This is a genomic window from Pantoea sp. M_10 (assembly GCF_008631515.1).
GTDB classification, from domain to species: domain Bacteria; phylum Pseudomonadota; class Gammaproteobacteria; order Enterobacterales; family Enterobacteriaceae; genus Pantoea; species Pantoea anthophila.
The window spans coordinates 67,064-86,247 of sequence record NZ_VWUL01000006.1 but is presented as its reverse complement, the minus strand read 5'-3'; the positions used below and the strand labels follow the sequence as shown (position 1 = coordinate 86,247).

20 protein-coding genes are annotated in these 19,184 nt (G+C 57.5%); 10 read left to right on the top strand and 10 right to left on the bottom strand.

The features are described from left to right. Positions 1-27 precede the first annotated feature (27 nt). Positions 28-396, top strand: coding sequence for a DUF4440 domain-containing protein (locus F3I47_RS16660; protein ID WP_150029946.1), 369 nt, complete (start codon positions 28-30; stop codon positions 394-396). 144 nt (positions 397-540) lie between these two features. After that, the gene (locus F3I47_RS16655) at positions 541-1,008 is read left to right on the top strand and encodes a helix-turn-helix domain-containing protein (RefSeq protein ID WP_140029618.1); all 468 of its coding nucleotides are present in this window, start codon (positions 541-543) and stop codon (positions 1,006-1,008) included. Positions 1,009-1,086: 78 nt separating this feature from the next. On the opposite strand, the gene F3I47_RS16650 is transcribed toward F3I47_RS16655, so the two are convergent. From F3I47_RS16650 to rpmH, 6 genes are all read right to left on the bottom strand, one after another. Beyond that, complete coding sequence (locus F3I47_RS16650; protein WP_046100914.1) at positions 1,087-1,677, bottom strand: malonic semialdehyde reductase; 591 nt, start codon at positions 1,675-1,677, stop codon at positions 1,087-1,089. Positions 1,678-1,927: 250 nt separating this feature from the next. After that, positions 1,928-3,292, bottom strand: coding sequence for a tRNA uridine-5-carboxymethylaminomethyl(34) synthesis GTPase MnmE (gene mnmE, locus F3I47_RS16645; RefSeq protein ID WP_009088296.1), 1,365 nt, complete (start codon positions 3,290-3,292; stop codon positions 1,928-1,930). A 91-nt stretch (positions 3,293-3,383) separates the two neighbouring features. After that, the gene (gene yidC / locus F3I47_RS16640; RefSeq protein ID WP_009088294.1) at positions 3,384-5,030 is read right to left on the bottom strand and encodes a membrane protein insertase YidC; all 1,647 of its coding nucleotides are present in this window, start codon (positions 5,028-5,030) and stop codon (positions 3,384-3,386) included. A 2-nt stretch (positions 5,031-5,032) separates the two neighbouring features. After that, positions 5,033-5,290 (bottom strand): membrane protein insertion efficiency factor YidD, encoded by a 258-nt coding sequence (yidD, locus tag F3I47_RS16635; protein ID WP_008926397.1) that lies wholly within the window; start codon positions 5,288-5,290, stop codon positions 5,033-5,035. After that, positions 5,254-5,613: a ribonuclease P protein component gene (gene rnpA, locus F3I47_RS16630; RefSeq protein WP_008926396.1), complete on the bottom strand. Its 360-nt coding sequence runs from the start codon at positions 5,611-5,613 to the stop codon at positions 5,254-5,256. The genes yidD and rnpA overlap by 37 nt, the downstream gene beginning before the upstream one ends. Before the next feature lie 14 nt (positions 5,614-5,627). Continuing rightward, entirely contained in the window at positions 5,628-5,768 is a 141-nt protein-coding gene (rpmH, locus tag F3I47_RS16625; RefSeq protein ID WP_003849659.1) for a 50S ribosomal protein L34, read from the bottom strand. A gap of 597 nt (positions 5,769-6,365) precedes the next feature. On the opposite strand from rpmH, the gene dnaA reads away from it, so the two are divergent. The 7 genes from dnaA (at position 6,366) to F3I47_RS16585 (ending at position 15,583) form a co-directional block, all read left to right on the top strand. After that, positions 6,366-7,781 carry a chromosomal replication initiator protein DnaA gene (gene dnaA / locus F3I47_RS16615; RefSeq protein WP_009088291.1) on the top strand — a complete coding sequence of 472 codons (1,416 nt, stop codon included), beginning with the start codon at positions 6,366-6,368 and terminating at the stop codon, positions 7,779-7,781. Positions 7,782-7,785: 4 nt separating this feature from the next. Beyond that, positions 7,786-8,886 (top strand): DNA polymerase III subunit beta, encoded by a 1,101-nt coding sequence (gene dnaN, locus F3I47_RS16610; protein WP_009088289.1) that lies wholly within the window; start codon positions 7,786-7,788, stop codon positions 8,884-8,886. A gap of 245 nt (positions 8,887-9,131) precedes the next feature. Beyond that, positions 9,132-10,217, top strand: coding sequence for a DNA replication/repair protein RecF (gene recF, locus F3I47_RS16605; protein ID WP_009088288.1), 1,086 nt, complete (start codon positions 9,132-9,134; stop codon positions 10,215-10,217). An 18-nt stretch (positions 10,218-10,235) separates the two neighbouring features. Beyond that, positions 10,236-12,644, top strand: a complete 2,409-nt coding sequence (gene gyrB, locus F3I47_RS16600; RefSeq protein WP_150029947.1) for a DNA topoisomerase (ATP-hydrolyzing) subunit B — start codon at positions 10,236-10,238, stop codon at positions 12,642-12,644. A 173-nt stretch (positions 12,645-12,817) separates the two neighbouring features. Beyond that, entirely contained in the window at positions 12,818-13,297 is a 480-nt protein-coding gene (locus tag F3I47_RS16595; RefSeq protein WP_009088284.1) for a YhcH/YjgK/YiaL family protein, read from the top strand. Positions 13,298-13,396: 99 nt separating this feature from the next. Beyond that, entirely contained in the window at positions 13,397-14,206 is an 810-nt protein-coding gene (gene yidA, locus F3I47_RS16590; protein WP_140923983.1) for a sugar-phosphatase, read from the top strand. A 108-nt stretch (positions 14,207-14,314) separates the two neighbouring features. After that, on the top strand, positions 14,315-15,583 hold the full coding sequence (locus F3I47_RS16585; protein WP_150029948.1) for a DUF3748 domain-containing protein: 1,269 nt from the start codon (positions 14,315-14,317) through the stop codon (positions 15,581-15,583). Here the strand turns inward: F3I47_RS16585 and F3I47_RS16580 are convergent. Beyond that, a complete protein-coding gene (locus tag F3I47_RS16580; protein ID WP_033736117.1) occupies positions 15,549-15,917 on the bottom strand; it encodes a YceK/YidQ family lipoprotein in 369 nt (122 codons plus the stop codon). The genes F3I47_RS16585 and F3I47_RS16580 overlap by 35 nt on opposite strands. A 290-nt stretch (positions 15,918-16,207) precedes the next feature. On the opposite strand from F3I47_RS16580, the gene ibpA reads away from it, so the two are divergent. Beyond that, positions 16,208-16,624 carry a small heat shock chaperone IbpA gene (gene ibpA / locus F3I47_RS16575; protein WP_009088277.1) on the top strand — a complete coding sequence of 139 codons (417 nt, stop codon included), beginning with the start codon at positions 16,208-16,210 and terminating at the stop codon, positions 16,622-16,624. 292 nt (positions 16,625-16,916) lie between these two features. Here ibpA and F3I47_RS16570 read toward each other — a convergent pair whose 3' ends face one another. From F3I47_RS16570 to F3I47_RS16560, 3 genes are read right to left on the bottom strand one after another with little or no spacing between them, the layout of a single operon-like run. Continuing rightward, positions 16,917-17,828 (bottom strand): EamA family transporter, encoded by a 912-nt coding sequence (locus F3I47_RS16570; protein ID WP_009088275.1) that lies wholly within the window; start codon positions 17,826-17,828, stop codon positions 16,917-16,919. Positions 17,829-17,849: 21 nt separating this feature from the next. Continuing rightward, positions 17,850-18,350, bottom strand: a complete 501-nt coding sequence (locus F3I47_RS16565; RefSeq protein ID WP_046100909.1) for a YbaK/EbsC family protein — start codon at positions 18,348-18,350, stop codon at positions 17,850-17,852. A gap of 29 nt (positions 18,351-18,379) precedes the next feature. Further along, positions 18,380-19,180: a hypothetical protein gene (locus tag F3I47_RS16560; RefSeq protein WP_046100908.1), complete on the bottom strand. Its 801-nt coding sequence runs from the start codon at positions 19,178-19,180 to the stop codon at positions 18,380-18,382. Between the last annotated feature and the right edge of the window lie 4 nt (positions 19,181-19,184).

Below are 19,184 nucleotides of genomic sequence, written 5' to 3'. Positions count from 1 at the left end.
GGATGCGGAGTAAGAAGAGGAAGAACTATGTTGCTGGACGAGATGGTGAAGCGAGAGCGTAGCCTGCACGGTTCTCAGCGCCGCGAGCGGGCATGGCTTGAACAGATACTCCATCCTGCATTTTGTGAGATAACCCGTTCAGGAAGTTTTATCACCCGGGCGCAAACCATTGAAGCACTGATAAAAGAAAAGCCACAACCCGTCATGCTCAGCAGTGGCTTTCAGCTGGTGCGAACAAGCGAGGTGAGTCTGATACTGCACTACCGGAGTTGGGATGCTGACGGTCAAAGGGCCGCACTGCGTGCCTCGCACTGGGTGCGTGAGGGGCAAACCTGGCGTATGGTTTTTCATCAGGGAACACCTGCATCGGAACCGGATTTGATGCGTGAACCCTGACCTCATCATCCGTTCCCGGAAAGAGTTTTACACACGGTGACACCGCTGTCGTGCGGGTGTCATGATGCTGTCGGGTCCGGATCGTGTTGCTGCCGGGCTTTCTGTCGCACACTTTTCTTCCTGTCGATTCAACGGAGAACGCGAATGAGCAGCATCAACCGATTTAAAGCACTGCGCCTGGCCCGCGCCTGGTCACAGGAGCAACTGGCAGAGCTGGCCGGATTAAGCACCCGTACTGTACAGCGGATTGAAAATGGCGAGCGGCCGGGTCTGGAGACGCTGAGTGCGCTGGCTGCGGTCTTTGAGGTCAGCGTCAGTGATCTGACCGATCCGCAGAATGGCGAGAATCCGGCGCTGGATCAGCGGATTGTTGATGCGCGCAGCAGGATCGCGGAGGAAGCACGCTTTTATCGCTCCCTGATCACCGCGGTGGTCGTCTGCACACTGCTTTTCGCGCTTAACGGCGTGACGGCGCCTGGCAATCACTGGGCACGCTGGGTGGCGATTATCTGGGGGGCCTTGCTGTTCATCCGCGCGATGCGGACCTTTGTTTTTCATGGGCTGGCGGACCGCTGGCAGCAAAAGCGCCTGCAGAAGATACTGCGCCGCTGAGGCGTTCACAGGGGGAGTCTCTGATGATGGGCTGTGCGGTTCATGCGCGTCGCGATGCGGATCGCGACGCGGGTAGCATCAGGCGAAACGGCTTGCCTGCTCAAAGCTCAGACGCGGCAGGCGCGGATGCAGTTTTGATGCCTCACCATAGCCGAGGTTGATCAGCAGGTTGACCTGATACTGACCATCCGGGAAGAAGGCGTCGTTCACTTTCGCCGGATCAAAACCGGACATCGGACCGGCATCCAGCCCCAGCGAACGGGCCGCCAGAATCAGGTAACCCGCCTGCAGGCTGCTGTTACGGAAAGCCGTCTCTTTTGCCGCTTCCGGGCTGCCGGTAAACCAGCTGCGCGCATCAGCATGCGGGAACAGGGCGGGCAGCTGCTCATAGAACTCACGATCCCACGCCACAATCACCGTGACCGGTGCGCTCATGGTTTTGTCCAGGTTGCCGGAAGAGAGGGCCGGTTTCAGCTTCTCTTTCCCCTCCGCCGAGGTCACAAAAACAAAACGCGCAGGCGAGCAGTTTGCCGACGTTGGCCCCAGAGCCGTCAAGGTATAGAGCTGTTCCAGCAGGGCATTATCGACCGGCTTATCCTGCCAGTAACTGTGGGTGCGGGCGTCGTTAAACAGCGTGTCCAGAGCGGTCTTATCGAGCGGTGTACTCATGCAACTCTCCTGTAGCAGGCGAAAAGGTTCGCCCGAATAGCTTCACGTATAGGGTCGGCTTGCGGCCTGATGCGGCGGGAGCGGGATCGCTCACGGCGGCACATCAGATCGGCGCCTCTACCGTTATACGATAATGGCGTGCCGCCGCAAAATAACATATCGGCAAGAATCACTGCAGAGAGGGGAATAACGGAGGAACGCGCGCGGCGGGAAAGCCAGCCTGACAGCCCACGCTGCCAGGCCAGAGGGACTATTTACCAATACAGAAGCTGGAGAAAATACGTCCCAGCAGATCGTCAGAGGTGAACTCGCCGGTGATCTCGCTTAACGCCTGCTGAGCAAGGCGCAGCTCTTCAGCCAGCAGCTCGCCCGCCCAGGCGCCGAGCAGCTGTGCTTTGCCCTGCTGCAGGTGGGTTGCCGCTAACTCCAGCGCCTGCAGATGACGGCGACGCGCCAGGAAGCCCCCTTCCATATTGCCGGAGAAGCCCATGCTCTGCTTCAGGTGATCCCGCAGCGCATCGACGCCCTCGCTGGTGCGTGCCGACAGACGAATCAGTGAGTGACCATTGACGTCCGTCAGACCGGGAGACTCACCGGTCACATCCGCTTTATTACGCACGACCGTGATCGGCAGTTGTGGCGGCAGACGCGAAACGAAATCGGGCCAGATCGCCGCCGCTTCGGTGGCATCGGTGGTGGTGGCGTCCACCATAAACAGCACGCGATCCGCCTGTTCAATCTCCTGCCAGGCACGCTCAATCCCGATGCGCTCCACTTCGTCGCTGGCCTCACGCAGACCGGCGGTGTCGATGATGTGCAGCGGCATGCCATCAATATGAATATGCTCGCGCAGCACGTCGCGGGTGGTACCCGCAATGTCGGTCACGATGGCGGCTTCACGGCCCGCCAGCGCATTCAGCAGGCTCGATTTACCGGCATTTGGCCGGCCTGCAATCACCACCTTCATCCCTTCACGCAGCAGGCTGCCCTGACGCGCTTCGGCACGGACGGCATCCAGGTCACTGACCACCGTATTCAGCTGCGCTTCAATTCTGCCGTCTGAGAGGAAATCGATCTCCTCATCCGGGAAGTCGATCGCGGCTTCGACGTAGATGCGCAGATGCGTGAGTGCTTCCACAAGATGATGAATACGGGCCGAGAAAGCGCCCTGCAGCGAGTTAACGGCTGAACGAGCGGCCTGTTCAGAGCTGGCATCAATCAGGTCGGCAATCGCTTCGGCCTGCGCCAGATCGAGCTTGTCATTCAGGAACGCCCGTTCGGAAAACTCACCCGGCTGAGCAATCCGCACGCCTGGCAGGGCCACGATGCGCTTCAGCAGCAGGTCGAGAATCACCGGGCCGCCGTGGCCCTGCAGCTCCAGCACATCTTCGCCGGTAAAGGAGTGGGGGCCAGGGAACCACAGCGCGATACCCTGATCCAGCACGCTGCCGTCGCTGTCGGTAAACGGCAGATAATCGGCGTAGCGTGGCTTAGGCAGTTTGCCCAGCAGCTGGCGGGCGACCTCTGCCGCCTGTGCGCCAGAGACGCGCAGAATGCCGACGCCGCCGCGTCCGGGCGGTGTTGCCTGGGCAACAATGGTATCGCTGTGGCTCATAAATTTTCTCTCACTACAAAAAACACAGGCGGTCGCTTTGACCGCCTGAGAATAGACTATATAGGGCGGGATGGCTCCCGCGCTGGATCGCTTACGCTTTCTTCTTGTCGCGGCTATGCAGACCACGTTTTTCCAGGCCGCGATAAATCAGCTGCTGCTGGAGAATGGTGACCAGGTTGCTGACGATGTAGTACAGCACCAGACCTGACGGGAACCACAGGAAGAAGACGGTGAAGATCACCGGCATGTACGTCATGATCTTCTGTTGCATCGGATCGGTCACGGTGGTCGGTGACATCTTCTGAATGAAGAACATGGTGATGCCCATCAGAATCGGCAGGATGTAGTACGGGTCCTGCGCAGACAGGTCATGGATCCACAGAATGAATGGCGCATGACGCAGTTCAACCGAGCCTGACAGCATGTAGTAGAGCGCCAGGAAGATAGGCATCTGAATCACCAGCGGCAGACAGCCACCCAGCGGATTCACTTTCTCTGCTTTATACAGTGCCATCATTTCCTGGCTCTGCTTCTGCTTGTCATCACCCAGACGCTCACGCATCGCCTGAATTTTCGGCTGCAGCATGCGCATCTTCGCCATCGAGGTGTACTGCGCTTTGGTCAGCGGGTACATGATGCCGCGCACGATGAAGGTGATCACGATAATGGAGAAGCCCCAGTTACCGATGAAGCTGTGGATAAATTTCAGCAGCTTGAACAGCGGCTGAGAGATAAACCACAACCAGCCGTAATCCACGGTCAGATCAAGGTGCGGCGCAATAGCAGCCATCTTGTCCTGAATTTCCGGGCCGACCCACAGGGTTGCGCCCAGATTCTGCTGTGCGCCTGCCGCGATGGTCACCGGTGCAGATTTATAGCCAATCGCCGCCACGCCGTTACCCAGGTTGCTGGTGTAAAGGGTGTTGGTGCCTTCGGTACGCGGAACCCATGCGGTTGCAAAGTACTGCTGCAGCATCGCCACCCAGCCATTGCTGGTGGTGGTGTTCAGGTTCTCGTTATCCGCGATGGTGTCGAATTTGTACTTCTCATATTTCGACTCGCTGGTGGAGTACGCCGCGCCACGGAAGGTGTGCAGTGCAAAGTTGTTGCTGCCGGTATCACGATGCTTAGGCAGATCGATAGTCTGCTTCAGCTGGCCAAACAGCGACACTTCCAGCGGCTGCTGGGTGGTGTTGTTGACATGATAGTCGACATTAACGGCATATTCGCCACGCCTGAAGATGAAGGTTTTGGTGTAAACCACGCCATTTTCAGCGGTATAGGTCATCGGCACACGCAGTTCAGCCTGGCCATCAGCCAGCTCGAAGTGATCCTGTGCCGTGGTGAACAGCGGACGCGCACCGTTGTTCGGGTTATCCGGACCATTACGGCCGGTTAAACCACTCTGCGCCTGATAAAGGAAGGCTGGCGTCGTTTCAAGCAGCTGGAACGGCTGGTCAGAACCCAGTTTGTCCGGGAAAGTCAGCAGCTGTGCCTGCTCTACATCACCGCCGCGGGTGTTGATATTTAATGACAGGACATCAGTCTTAACGGTGATCGTCTGGCCCTGACCGCTGGCCGGTACACCCTGACTGGCGGTATCACCCGCTACGCTGTTGGTGCCCTGTGTGGTCTGCGTCTGCTGTGGCTGCGGAGCGTGGTCCGTCTGCCAGGCTTGCCAGATCATAAAGGTCACGAACAGAAAAGCGATGAGAAAGAGATTGCGTTGCGAATCCATCGTTAATGTTCTCTGGTATCAAAGGTTTTTGGCGGCACAGGATCGTCACCACCCGGGTTCAAGGGGTGGCATTTTAATACGCGTTTTAATGTCAACCAACTGCCTTTTATCAGGCCGAACCTGCGTAACGCCTCAATTCCGTAATGAGAGCAGGTCGGGTGAAACCGACAGTGTGGTCCCAGTAATGGACTGATACCGCGTTGATAGACGCGTATCAGGACGATCAGGAGCCGCGCGCCAGGCGACAGTGACGACGCCATAATTTCTCCAACGCTTCCGCCAGCATACGGTTATCCAGATCGGCAACCCCCTTCTTCGCGACCACCACGAAGTCCATCGACGGCAGTTCATGTTGACGCAGACGAAAGCTTTCGCGGGTCAATCGCTTGATCCGGTTGCGTTCGTGGGCGCGTTTCACATGTTTTTTAGCGACGGTAAGACCGATGCGGGGATGCCCCAGCGCGTTAAGGCGGCCGAGAATAGTGATTTGCGGCGTGCCAGCCCGTTGTGGCTGCTGGAAGACGAAAGTGAAATGAGTGGGAGTTAACAAGCGTAACTCCCTGGGAAATGCGAGCTTACCCATGAGGGCTAGCTTTATTACTTAGAAACGGTCAGACGAGAACGGCCTTTAGCACGACGACGTGCCAGAACCTGACGACCATTTTTTGTTGCCATACGAGCACGGAAACCGTGTGAACGGTTGCGCTTCAGTACGGACGGTTGAAAAGTGCGTTTCATGGCGGTTTCTACCTAAACTTGAAAATTTTCACTGGGTGACGCGTTTCGGGCCAGTAAATCGACCGACGCCTCAATGTGTCTTTAATAAAGAGGCGGGATTGTAATAATTGTACAGTCCCGAGTCAATTTACTTCGCGTGGCACGGTACCTGAAAACCCGCATACAGCCCGCTGAGTTCCGACATTTTGCTTTGGGGCGCAATGTCGGGTGGGGAATTATACGGGCTCCGCTCTAAAGCGCAAGGATCGTACGGGATCTTATTACGATCGGGGGGCGGGATCGTGGGGATAAAACGAGACATCGTCCGAAATTCTGACGCTTTTCGCCAGATCCCTGCGGGTTTTTCCGGCAACTGGCGTAAACTTCTTTGCGCGCCTCAGGCCTGTGGATAAAAAGGATCAAAACTGTGTAGAAAGGGAAGATCTCTGTCTCGCTTTGCGCTATGATCCGCCCTTCCGCTGACGATCCTCCGCTGATTGCAGGCTGGAAAACCGCTGATAGCGGTCGCAGGCGCTTTCTTTCGTCTGTGTCAAAAAATGAACGTTTCTTAGAGTAACGCCTACTATTCTTATCGAATTTGTACGAGTGGAGTCCGCCGTGTCACTTACGCTTTGGCAACAGTGTCTTGCCCGTTTGCAGGATGAGCTTCCTGCCACCGAATTCAGCATGTGGATCCGTCCACTGCAGGCTGAGTTAAACGACAATACGCTTGCCTTGTATGCTCCAAATCGCTTCGTACTCGACTGGGTCCGGGATAAATACCTCAATAGTATCAATGCGCTGCTGAATGAATTCTGTGGCCCGAACGTGCCCGCGCTGCGTTTTGAAGTCGGCACGCGCCCGGTTCAGCAGCAGGCGGCAGCGGTCAGCCAGCCGGTCATGGCCAGCGTCAGCGCACCGGTGATGCCCGTGCAGAGCCATGTTCGTCCGGCACCGACGCAGATCGTGCGTCCCAGCTGGGATAATGTGCCGGCACCGGCCGACGTGACCTACCGCTCGAATGTGAATAACCGTCATAACTTCGATAACTTCGTCGAGGGTAAATCCAACCAGCTGGCGCGCGCGGCGGCACGTCAGGTGGCGGATAATCCCGGCGGCGCGTATAACCCGCTGTTTCTGTATGGCGGCACCGGTCTGGGTAAAACGCACCTGCTGCATGCGGTAGGTAACGGCATCATTGCCCGTAAACCCAATGCAAAAGTGGTTTACATGCACTCCGAGCGTTTTGTGCAGGACATGGTTAAGGCCCTGCAGAACAATGCGATCGAAGAGTTCAAACGCTACTACCGTTCAGTGGATGCCCTGCTGATCGATGACATTCAGTTCTTTGCCAATAAAGAGCGATCGCAGGAAGAGTTCTTCCACACCTTTAATGCCTTATTAGAAGGCAATCAGCAGATCATCCTCACCTCGGATCGTTACCCCAAAGAGATCAACGGGGTGGAAGATCGTCTTAAGTCCCGTTTCGGCTGGGGGTTAACGGTGGCGATCGAGCCGCCTGAGCTGGAAACGCGGGTGGCGATCCTGATGAAAAAAGCGGATGAGAATGACATCCGCCTGCCGGGTGAAGTCGCCTTCTTTATTGCCAAGCGTTTACGATCCAATGTGCGTGAGCTGGAAGGCGCGCTGAACCGCGTGATCGCCAACGCCAACTTTACCGGCCGGGCGATTACGATCGACTTCGTGCGTGAAGCGCTGCGCGATCTGCTGGCGCTGCAGGAAAAGCTGGTCACCATCGATAATATTCAGAAGACCGTGGCTGAGTACTACAAAATCAAGGTCGCCGATCTGCTTTCCAAGCGCCGTTCGCGTTCGGTTGCACGTCCGCGCCAGATGGCGATGGCGATGGCGAAAGAGTTGACGAACCATAGCCTGCCGGAAATCGGCGACGCTTTTGGGGGACGCGACCATACAACGGTGCTTCACGCCTGCCGCAAGATTGAGCAGCTGCGTGAAGAGAGCCACGATATCAAAGAAGATTTCTCTAATCTCATCAGAACATTATCTTCGTGACGCTATGAAATTTATTGTTGAACGTGAGCAGCTGCTGAAGCCGCTGCAACAAGTAAGTGGCCCGCTGGGCGGGCGTCCAACGCTGCCAATCCTCGGAAACCTGCTGCTGCAGGTAACAGAAGGTTCGCTGCTGCTGACCGGTACCGATCTGGAAATGGAGATGGTGGCACGCGTGGCGCTGACGCAGGCACATGAGCCTGGCGCAACCACCGTTCCGGCGCGTAAATTCCTCGATATCTGTCGTGGCTTACCGGATGGCGCAGAGATCACGCTGGCGCTGGAAGGCGATCGCATGCTGGTGCGCTCAGGACGCAGCCGTTTTTCGCTGTCCACCCTGCCCGCCAGTGACTTCCCGAATCTTGACGACTGGCAGAGTGAAGTCGAATTCACCCTGCCGCAGGCGACGATGAAGCGGCTGATCGAAGCGACCCAGTTCTCCATGGCGCATCAGGATGTGCGTTACTACCTCAACGGCATGATGTTTGAAACCGAAGGGGAAGAACTGCGCACCGTGGCGACGGACGGTCACCGTCTGGCCGTCTGCTCAATGCCGGTTGGCCAGGCGCTGCCGAGTCATTCGGTGATTGTGCCGCGCAAAGGCGTGATTGAGCTGCTGCGTCTGCTGGATGGCGGCGAGACGCCGCTGCAGGTGCAGATAGGCGGCAGCAATATTCGTGCACACGTCGGCGACTACATTTTCACCTCTAAGCTGGTTGATGGTCGTTTCCCCGATTATCGCCGCGTGTTGCCGAAGAATCCCGACAAAGTGCTGGAAGCGGGCTGTGACCTGCTTAAACAGGCGTTTGCCCGTGCGGCGATCCTCTCCAACGAGAAGTTCCGCGGGGTGCGCCTCTATATCACCGAAAACCAGCTGAAGATCACCGCCAATAACCCTGAACAGGAAGAGGCGGAAGAGATGCTGGATGTCAGCTATAACGGCACCGAACTGGAGATTGGCTTTAACGTCAGTTACGTGCTGGATGTGCTGAACGCGCTGAAGTGTGAGAACGTGCGTCTGCTGCTGACCGATTCGGTGTCGAGCGTGCAGATTGAGGATGTGGCGAGTCCTGCTGCGGCCTATGTCGTTATGCCCATGCGCTTGTAGGTGTTACATATCGGCCTGGCTTACTTGCCATTCTGATTCCGGGCAGTGCTCGCCCCTGGTCACATACTTCAGTATGCTCCCAGGGTCTGCGCGCTGGCCGGAACCAGACTGGCGGCGACGCCTGCGGCCTGGTGAATGGGATGTCGGGCAAACCTGCTTCGCCGTCGACGCCCTGGATTGTTAAAGGTAAGTCCTGAATTTTTACCATTTCATCCCGATCATTGCCCCTCACGCTGGACTGATTCATGGCTTTAACCCGCCTTCTTATTAAAGATTTTCGTAATATCGAACAGGCTGACCTGCAACTGGCTCCCGGCTTTAATTTTCTGGTCGGCGTCAACGGCAGCGGCAAAACCAGCGTGTTAGAGGCGATCCATACGCTGGGGCATGGCCGGTCGTTTCGCAGCCTGCAGGCGGGGCGCGTCATCCGTCACGACGAGGCGGCCTTTGTGCTGCACGGACGGCTGGAGAGCAAAGAGCGGGAAATTTCGGTCGGGCTGACTAAAAACCGGGCCGGTGACAGTAAAGTGCGCATTGATGGCAGCGACGGGCACAAAGTCGCCGAGCTGGCACAGCTGCTGCCGATGCAATTAATTACACCCGAAGGCTTTAGTTTGCTTAATGGCGGCCCCAAATACCGCAGAGCCTATGTTGACTGGGGCTGCTTCCATAATACGCCTGGCTTTTTCAACGCCTGGAACAACCTGCGTCGCCTGCTTAAGCAGCGCAACGCCGCGCTGCGTCAGGTCACCCGCTACAGCCAGATCCGTCCCTGGGATCAGGAGCTGGTGCCGCTGGCTGAACAGATCAGCCTCTGGCGGGCGGAATACAGTGCAGCCATTTCCGCCGAAATCACCGGCACCTGCAGCCAGTTCCTGCCGGAATTTGACCTGCGCTTCTCCTTCCAGCGCGGCTGGGACAAAGAGAGCGACTATGGCGAGCTGCTGGAGCGTAACTTTGAGCGCGATCGTGCACTGACCTACACCGCCAGCGGCCCCCATAAAGCGGATTTTCGAATCCGTGCTGAAGGGACGCCGGTGGAAGATTTACTCTCACGCGGGCAGCTCAAGCTGCTGATGTGTGCATTGCGTCTGGCACAGGGCGAGTTCCTGACAAGCCAGAGCGGACGCCGCTGTATTTACCTCATTGATGACTTTGCTTCTGAGCTGGATGAGAGCCGCCGACGCCTGCTGGCGGAACGGTTAAAAGCCACCCAGGCTCAGGTCTTTGTCAGCGCCATTTCGGCCGGACATGTAATCGACATGAGCGACGAAAAGGGCAAGATGTTCCGCGTGGAACAGGGTAAAATAGCGGTTCAACCTGAAGATTAAAATGAGCGAGAAACGTTGATGTCGAATTCTTATGACTCCTCCAGTATTAAAGTCCTGAAGGGGCTTGATGCGGTACGTAAACGCCCGGGCATGTATATCGGCGATACCGATGACGGTACCGGTCTGCATCACATGGTATTCGAGGTCGTGGATAACGCAATCGACGAAGCGCTCGCTGGTCACTGTAGTGACATTGTGGTCACCATCCATGCGGATAACTCCGTCTCGGTGCAGGATGATGGACGCGGCATTCCGACCGGTATTCACGAAGAAGAGGGCGTGTCCGCCGCTGAAGTGATCATGACCGTTCTGCATGCGGGCGGTAAGTTCGATGATAACTCCTACAAGGTCTCCGGCGGCCTGCACGGCGTGGGTGTCTCGGTCGTTAACGCCCTGTCACAGAAGCTGGAGCTGACCATTCGTCGCGAAGGCAAAGTGCATCAGCAGATTTACGTCCACGGCGTTCCCGAGTCGCCGCTGACCGTGACCGGTGATACCGATTTAACCGGTACCCGCGTCCGTTTCTGGCCGAGCTACGAAACCTTCACCAACGTCCGCGATTTTGAGTATGACATTCTGGCGAAACGCCTGCGTGAACTCTCCTTCCTGAACTCAGGCGTTTCGATCCGTCTGGAAGATAAGCGTGACGGCAAAACGGACCACTTCCACTACGAAGGTGGCATCAAGGCGTTTGTTGAGTACCTGAACAAAAACAAAACCCCGATTCACCCGACCGTCTTCTACTTCTCAAACGAGAAAGATGGCATCGGTGTGGAAGTGGCGCTGCAGTGGAACGACGGTTTCCAGGAAAATATCTACTGCTTTACCAACAACATCCCGCAGCGTGACGGCGGTACGCACCTTGCCGGTTTCCGTGCGGCGATGACCCGTACCCTGAACGCCTACATGGATAAAGAGGGTTACAGCAAGAAAGCCAAAGTCAGCGCCACCGGTGACGATGCCCGTGAAGGCCTGATTGCCGTCGTGTCGGTGAAAGTACCGGACCCTAAATTCTCCTCACAGACCAAAGACAAACTGGTTTCGTCAGAGGTGAAATCGGCGGTTGAGCAGCAGATGAACGAACTGCTGGCGGAATACCTGCTGGAAAACCCGTCAGACGCCAAAATCGTGGTCGGTAAAATCATCGACGCCGCGCGCGCCCGTGAAGCGGCCCGTCGTGCCCGCGAGATGACCCGCCGTAAAGGCGCGCTGGATCTGGCTGGCCTGCCAGGCAAACTGGCGGATTGCCAGGAGCGCGACCCGGCGCTCTCTGAAATCTACCTGGTGGAGGGTGACTCCGCAGGCGGCTCGGCCAAACAGGGCCGTAACCGTAAAAACCAGGCGATCCTGCCGCTGAAAGGTAAGATCCTGAACGTTGAGAAAGCGCGTTTCGATAAGATGCTCGCCTCTCAGGAAGTGGCCACGCTGATCACCGCACTGGGCTGTGGCATTGGCCGCGACGAGTACAATCCGGACAAGCTGCGCTATCACAGCATTATCATCATGACCGATGCCGACGTCGATGGTTCACACATCCGTACCCTGCTGCTGACCTTCTTCTATCGTCAGATGCCGGAAATCATTGAGCGCGGCCACGTTTATATTGCCCAGCCGCCGCTCTACAAAGTGAAGAAAGGCAAGCAGGAGCAGTACATCAAAGATGACGAGGCGATGGATCAGTATCAGATCGCCATCGCGCTGGATGGTGCCACGCTGCACACCAACGCCAGCGCTCCGGCACTGGGCGGTGAGCCGCTGGAGACGCTGGTCTCTGACTTCAACAGCACGCAGAAGATGATCAAGCGTATGGAGCGCCGTTATCCGATGGCCATGCTGCGCGCGCTGATTTATCACGACACGCTGAGCGATCTGACCAATGAAGCGGAGGTCACGACCTGGCTGAACGGTCTGGTGAGCTATCTGACTGAACGCGAAGCGCACGGCAGCACCTATCTGGCCCAGGTTCGCGAAAACCGCGAGCTGAACCTCTTCGAGCCGGTTCTGCGCGTTCGCACCCACGGTGTGGATACCGACTACCCGCTGGAAGCGGAGTTCATTCAGGGACCGGAGTACCGCAAAATCTGCGATCTTGGCGGCAAACTGCGTGGCCTGCTGGAAGAGGATGCCTACATTGAACGTGGTGAGCGTCGTCAGCCGGTGGCCAGCTTCGAACAGGCGATTGAGTGGCTGGTTAAAGAGTCGCGTCGCGGCCTCTCTGTCCAGCGCTACAAAGGTCTGGGCGAGATGAACCCGGATCAGCTGTGGGAAACCACCATGGACCCGGACAGCCGTCGTATGCTGCGCGTCACCATCAAAGATGCCATTGGTGCTGACCAGCTGTTCACCACGCTGATGGGCGATGCGGTTGAACCGCGCCGCGCCTTCATCGAAGAGAATGCGCTGAAAGCAGCCAATATCGATATCTGATCGGTCGCAGACCAGACAGGCCATCACTCCGGTGATGGCCTTTTTTTATGCCGCCGCGGCGAACGCCGCGCCCGGTGCTGCGAGACCGATCACGTTTTCCCCCGCCCTGCTCCTTTACGCTTGCCTCTCTTTGCGCCTTCAGCGCGCACAACGTTAATACAGGGAGTTACCTTATGATTGTCTGCGACTGTCACGACTGGAACAGAGAACGTCACGCCTTTCATCCGGTTATCGATCAGGCGATACGCTGGATAACTGACACCGACTTCAGCCAGCTCGATACCGGTAAATATGCCATCCTGCCTGAGGATAAGATGTTCTGCCTGGTGCAGGAGATGATGACCGAACCGGCGAGCGCGCGTCGGGCAGAATCCCACTTCAGCTACATCGACATTCAGTTTCTGCTGGCCGGCAGCGAGAATATCGGCGTGGCCCGCGCCCACCCCGATCAGCGAGTGACCGAGGATTTTGCTCAGCAACGCGACGTGGTCTTTTATCAGAAGACGCTGAATGAGTCGGTGATCACGCTGCTGCCCGGCATGTTCGCGATCTTTTTTCCGCACGATATTCATCGCCCCTGCTGCGCGCCGGGTGAACCCGCCATTATCCGAAAAGCCGTGATTAAAATTCACCGCGATCTGTTTACCGCCTGACGCTGACGGTCGGCCGGGGGTGCCCGCCTGCTATGAAACTGGTCAATACGCGCTGAATCGCGCTAGCATTGAACCAAACCCAGACGCAACGAGGACTCTATGGCTATTAAATTGATCGCTATCGACATGGATGGCACCCTGCTCAATCCGCAGCATGAGATCACGCCGGGGGTGAAATCTGCCCTTGATCGCGCCCGCCAGCAGGGGGTATCGATTGTGCTGACCACCGGCCGGCCGTTTGTGGGTATCCAGCGCTATCTGATGGAGCTGGATATGCAGACCCCCGGCCAGTACGCGATCAGTAACAACGGCGCGCTGGTTCATCAGGCTGAAGATGGTGAGTGCGTGGCGGAAGTGACGCTGACCTTTGACGACTACCTCTACATTGAGCAGCTGGCGCGTGAACTTGGCGTCCATTTCCAGGCGTTCGACAAATCCCATCTCTATACGCCCAACAAAGATATCAGCGAATACACCATCCATGAGGCGAGCCTGACCGGGATTCCGGTGCGCTATCGTGCGGTGGAAGAGATGGACCGCGCGACGCGCTTCCCAAAACTGATGATGATCGACCGTCCGGCTCTGCTCGACGCGGCGATTGCCCGCCTGCCAGAGCATGCTAAGCAGACCTACACCATCCTGAAGAGTGCGCCTTATTACCTCGAAATCCTCGATCGCCGGGTCAACAAAGGTCAGGGCGTCAGAATGCTGGCGGAGAAGCTCGGCCTGAAGCAGGAAGAGGTGATGGCGATAGGTGACCAGGAGAACGATCTGGCGATGATTGAGTATGCCGGCACAGGTGTCGCCATGGGCAATGCCATTGATTCGGTCAAGGCTATCGCTCAGTTCATCACGAAAACCAATATGGAAGATGGCGTCGCACATGCCATTGAAGAGTTAGTGCTGTAACCGCCCTGCGCTTTCCGGGCCGCGCTGGCCCGGAACCCGGTAAAAAAGCTGCAGCGCGAAACAGAATCGCGTAATTTGTCGGGCAACGCTTCCTGCACGGGTTTCACCATGTCAGAAAAACAGATCACCTTTGCTGCCCGTCAGCATCAGCTCACCAATATCAATGTCTGGACTGCCGACAGCCAGTGGCTGGCATTTGACGTGCGTCCTTCGGGCGCCTCCTTTACCAGCCAGACCATTGAGCGGGTCAATGTGATGACCGGTGAGGTGGAGGTGCTCTATCAGGCACAGCACGGGGCTCATGTCGGCGTGGTGACGGTCAGCCCCGATATGCCGCCGCGCTACGTCTGCATTCATGGCCCGGAACATCCCGATGCCCGGTGGCAGTATGATTTCCATCACCGCCGCGGGGTGATCGTTCAGAACGCCACCGCCATCAATCTGGATGCCTGCGATATCACGCCCCCCTTTACGCCTGGCGCGCTGCGGGGCGGGTCGCATGTGCATGTCTTCAGTCCCGACGGTTCACGCCTGAGCTTTACCTACAATGACCATGTCATGCATGAACGGGATAGCCGGCTGGATCTGCGCAACGTCGGCATCGCGGTGCCGCTGCGCGCAGTCACGCCGGTTAAGCAGCATCCACGGGAGTATGACGGCAGCTACTTTTGCCTGCTGGTGAGCGAGACGCATCCGGCACCGCAGCCGGGCAGTGACCAGATCAACCGCGCCTATGAAGAGTGCTGGATCGGTAACCGCGGCTATCAGAAACCGGACGGCCGCTGGCAGCGCTGGGCTATCGCGTTCATCGGCGACACGCTGACGGCGGAGGGCGAGAAGCGTCCTGAAGTGTTTGTTGTTGATCTGCCCGAAGCCCTGGACGATTACGCCCGGGCTGGTGCCAGCCCGCTGGAGGGCAGCAGCCAGCAGTTGCCTGCGCCCCCGGCTGGCGTCAGGCAGCGCCGTCTGACGTACGGTCGTGGTCTGGCGCTGCAACCGCGCCACTGGCTGCGCAGCGCGCCCGATGGCAGCCAGATTGCGTTTCTGATGGCAGATGAGGGAGGGGTGATCCAGCTCTGGACGGTCTCTCCCAACGGCGGCGAACCGCGTCAGGTGACCCGTCTCGGCAGCAGCATTCAGTCCGCCTTCAGCTGGCATCCTGATGGCCAGGCCATTGCCTTTATCTGTGATAACAGCGTGATGCGATGTGACGCTGAGAGCGGCGAGTGCCAGCGTCTGACGCGCAGAACGGATGACGCCCCCTCAGGCGACGCGGTTGTCTGGTCACCTGACGGCACGCAGATTGCGTATATGCGTGAGGTGGAGGGCTGGCGGCAGCTGTTTACGGTTGCGGCTGAGGGCGCAGCGGAGGCATAGGCTGCGCCTGCGCCAGGCTCTCCTGCGTGTGCGCCAGCTTTTCGCTCTGCAGAATGCGTTCCCGCGGGGAGTCGAGTGATTTATCTTTGTCGCTGCGGTAGTAGTCCCACGGCAGCAGCAGCGTATCCATCACGGCGGAGAAAGGAAGATCGATCAGCGCCAGCGGCTTCAGCGCCCAGCTGGTGTCCCCGTCGGTCAGCATATCCGCGCTGGCCCGGGTGCCTGGATAATAGCCCTGACTCGCACCTGTGTGTGACATCACGCTGGAACAACCGGTTGTCGCCATTGCGCAGCAAACCATTCCAGCCAGAGGTAAGGTCTTCATCAATTTCATTATCATCATCCCTTCAGCCCTGACATGCGCCGGGCTGAGTTGGCTTGCCAGACAACGTCAACACTCTGGGGCGAAGTCCGTTCGGGTCTGACAAAAGGTGTTCTGAGTGTATGTCATTTCCTGAGATTGGCGAAAAAAATTGCATTCTGCACGCTTGAAAATTCTTCTCTGGCACCCATTTTTAGTTTACGGACGCGCTCACCGTCGCCGAAAGGGACAGTGAGGTGCCGGATCCAGCCTGTCCAGTAGTGGAAGGTTGCCAAAACTTGCTGAAATTCAGGAGTCTTAATATGCGTAACTTTGATCTCACCCCACTTTATCGCTCAGCTATCGGTTTCGATCGCCTGTTTAACCTGCTCGAATCTAACCAGAATCAGAGCAACGGGGGTTATCCTCCCTATAACGTTGAACTGGTCGATGAAAATCACTACCGCATTACCATCGCGGTGGCCGGTTTCTCTCAGAGCGAGCTTGATATCACAGCGCACGACAATGTGCTGACTGTACGGGGTGCCCATCCGGAAGAGCAGGCCGAGCGTAAATACCTGTATCAGGGTATCGCTGAGCGTAACTTCGAGCGTAAATTCCAGCTTGCCGACCACATTGTGGTGCGCGACGCCCGTCTCGAAAATGGTCTGCTGAGTATCGATCTTGAACGTCTGGTGCCGGAAGAAGCCAAACCACGCCGTATTGAGATTCTGAAGTAATTTATGAAGTAACCATAAAAAACGCCGCTAATGCGGCGTTTTTCGTTTTTAAGATCAGTGGAGATTCATAAGGCAAAAAATGTTGCTCCGATCCCCTGTTTCAGACGGCTGATAATTTCAAAGCGATGGGAGCATACGCCTGTAGCAAAGCATCGCGGACCAGGGATGGGCCGCGCTGAGCATGCCAGGGATGGCGTCTATTGCGTCTTTGCGAAAGGCGTATGCTCCCTGAGCCTGTCACCTGACCTCAAGGCGATATTTTTTGCTCTTATATCTGACGCCGGCCTTGCCCTTACGGCTGCGTTCGCATCGCGAAACGCTGTCCCAGCACGCCGCCAAACACGTTGATCAACAGGCCGGCAATAATCACCGAGGCGCCCAGCATCTGCTGCCCGGAAAGATGCTCATCCAGCACCAGCGCAGCGGTAATGATCCCGACCACCGGCACCAGCAGCGACAGCGGAGCAACGCGCCAGGTTTCGTAGCGGCTGAGCAGATTTCCCCAGATGGCGTAGCCGACGATGGTGGCGACAAAGGCCAGATAGAAGAGCGCCAGTACCGTCTGCAGCCCGATGTGCAGCAGGCTGCTGACGATAGCCTCCTGCCCCTCAAACAGCAGCGAGCAGGCAAAGAAAGGAATGACCGGCACCAGCGCACTCCAGACCACCAGCGACATAATCGGCACGCTGCGATTCCGCATAATGATCTTGTTGGTAATGTTACCCAGCCCCCATGACAGGGCCGCCGACAGCGTCAGCATCATGGTCGTCAGCGTAATGCCGGCGCTGGTCTGTCCCTCCATGCCTGCCGTCGCCAGCAGAAACATCCCCAGCGTGGCGATGATAATCCCGGTGATGTGGTTCCAGCGCAGCTTCTCCGCCAGCAGCAGCGCCCCCAGCAGCAGGGTAAAGAACGCCTGCGCCTGCAGCACCAGGGAGGCCAGGCCTGCTGGCATACCGAGCTGAATCGCCAGGAAGAGAAACGCAAACTGACCAAAACTGATGGTCATACCGTAAACCACCAGCCAGCGCAGCGGGATCGGCGGACGGCGCACAAAGAAAATGGCAGGGAAGGCGACCAGCGTGAATCGCAGTCCGGCGAGCAGAAAAGGCGGCATCCCCTGCAGCCCCAGCTTGATCACCACAAAATTGACGCCCCACGCCACCACCACGCACAACGCTAACAGCATATCTTTTACCGACATCAGAAACTCCTTGAGCCGCCGTCAGGCGGTGATCGCAATCGGGGTCGCGATATCAGCACAGCACGCTTCCCCCACGATGCGAAAATAGTCATCTACAGCCAGCGCGATCGATTTATCCAGCTCGCCCGCGTTAAACCATAACGTTCCGACCTGCTGCAGCCGGGTATCGACCCGCAGCGCCAGCCGGTCATCAAAACTGAATGGCGGCACCGCGCCCATCACACAGCCGGTCAGCGCCTGCGCCAGCTCCGGCGCGGCGAAAGAGGATTTCTTTCCGCCGATAGCGCGCGCCGCACTTTTAAAATTGATCCGGCAGTCGCCCGGCACAATCGCCAGCAGCGGACGCGGCGGCGCGCCGTCCGGCATGACGACCTCCAGCACCATCGCCTTAGCCGCCTGACCCAGTGCATTACCGCGTATCTGGCTGATCTGGTCGGTCTGCCCTATCGCCTCATGCTCCACGACGCGGTAGCTGGCCTGATGCTGATCCAGCAGCGCGGTGATTTTTTCAAACGTCGTCATATCCCTCTCCTTGTCTGGCCCGGACCGGATTAACTCCAGGCGATAGCGTGTTTCATTTTTTTATCGGTCAGCCCGAAAAAGAATCCCATGGTGATGCGGGTATCACCTTCAACCCGATCAATCTCGTGATAAAAAGCGGGATTAAACAGATAGATATCGCCACTGCGTGGTGAAAATTCGCAGACTTCGCTGTGTTCAATCACCTCAGCGGGATAGCCCAGCTCACCGGCCGTTTTGAACCGCTCATCCTCCGGTGCCCATTTTTTGTTGTAGATCCGCAGCGCCCCGCCCGCGTTGCACTCCTGCAGGCAGACCACACAGCTGAGCTGATGGAGAATCTGCGTCACCGCCAGCCCGCTTCCGGCGGCATCACGCACGATATTGTCGTTGTGTAACGGGTTCGCGACGCCATCGGCATGAAACCGCACGATAGAACCGGCATAGTCGCCGTGGCCCGGCTCCTGGGCGATGCGCAGGCTCTCCAGCCGCAGCGCATGCTGAACCCAGAGGTAGATCTGCTCACGCAGGGTGGTGAGTGAAGGGGGTAGCGCCGGCTGGATATCGCGCAGCTCGGTAAAATAGTTATCGGGCTCTGCGGTGTGACGCGCCAGATAGGGACCGAGCGTGGTCAGCGCGCCATTCGGATAGTGAGAAACACGGATCTTTTCCCGGCAGCGCTGCAGATCCGCCACCACCGCTTCCCGCACCTCCGGCGTCAGGAAATTACGCAGCACCAGCAGCGGCACACGCGCCGTGACGATGTCATCCAGCCAGGTCGACTCCACAAACATGCTGGGATTAATCACGCGGAACTGATTGAAAATAGCCATGTTT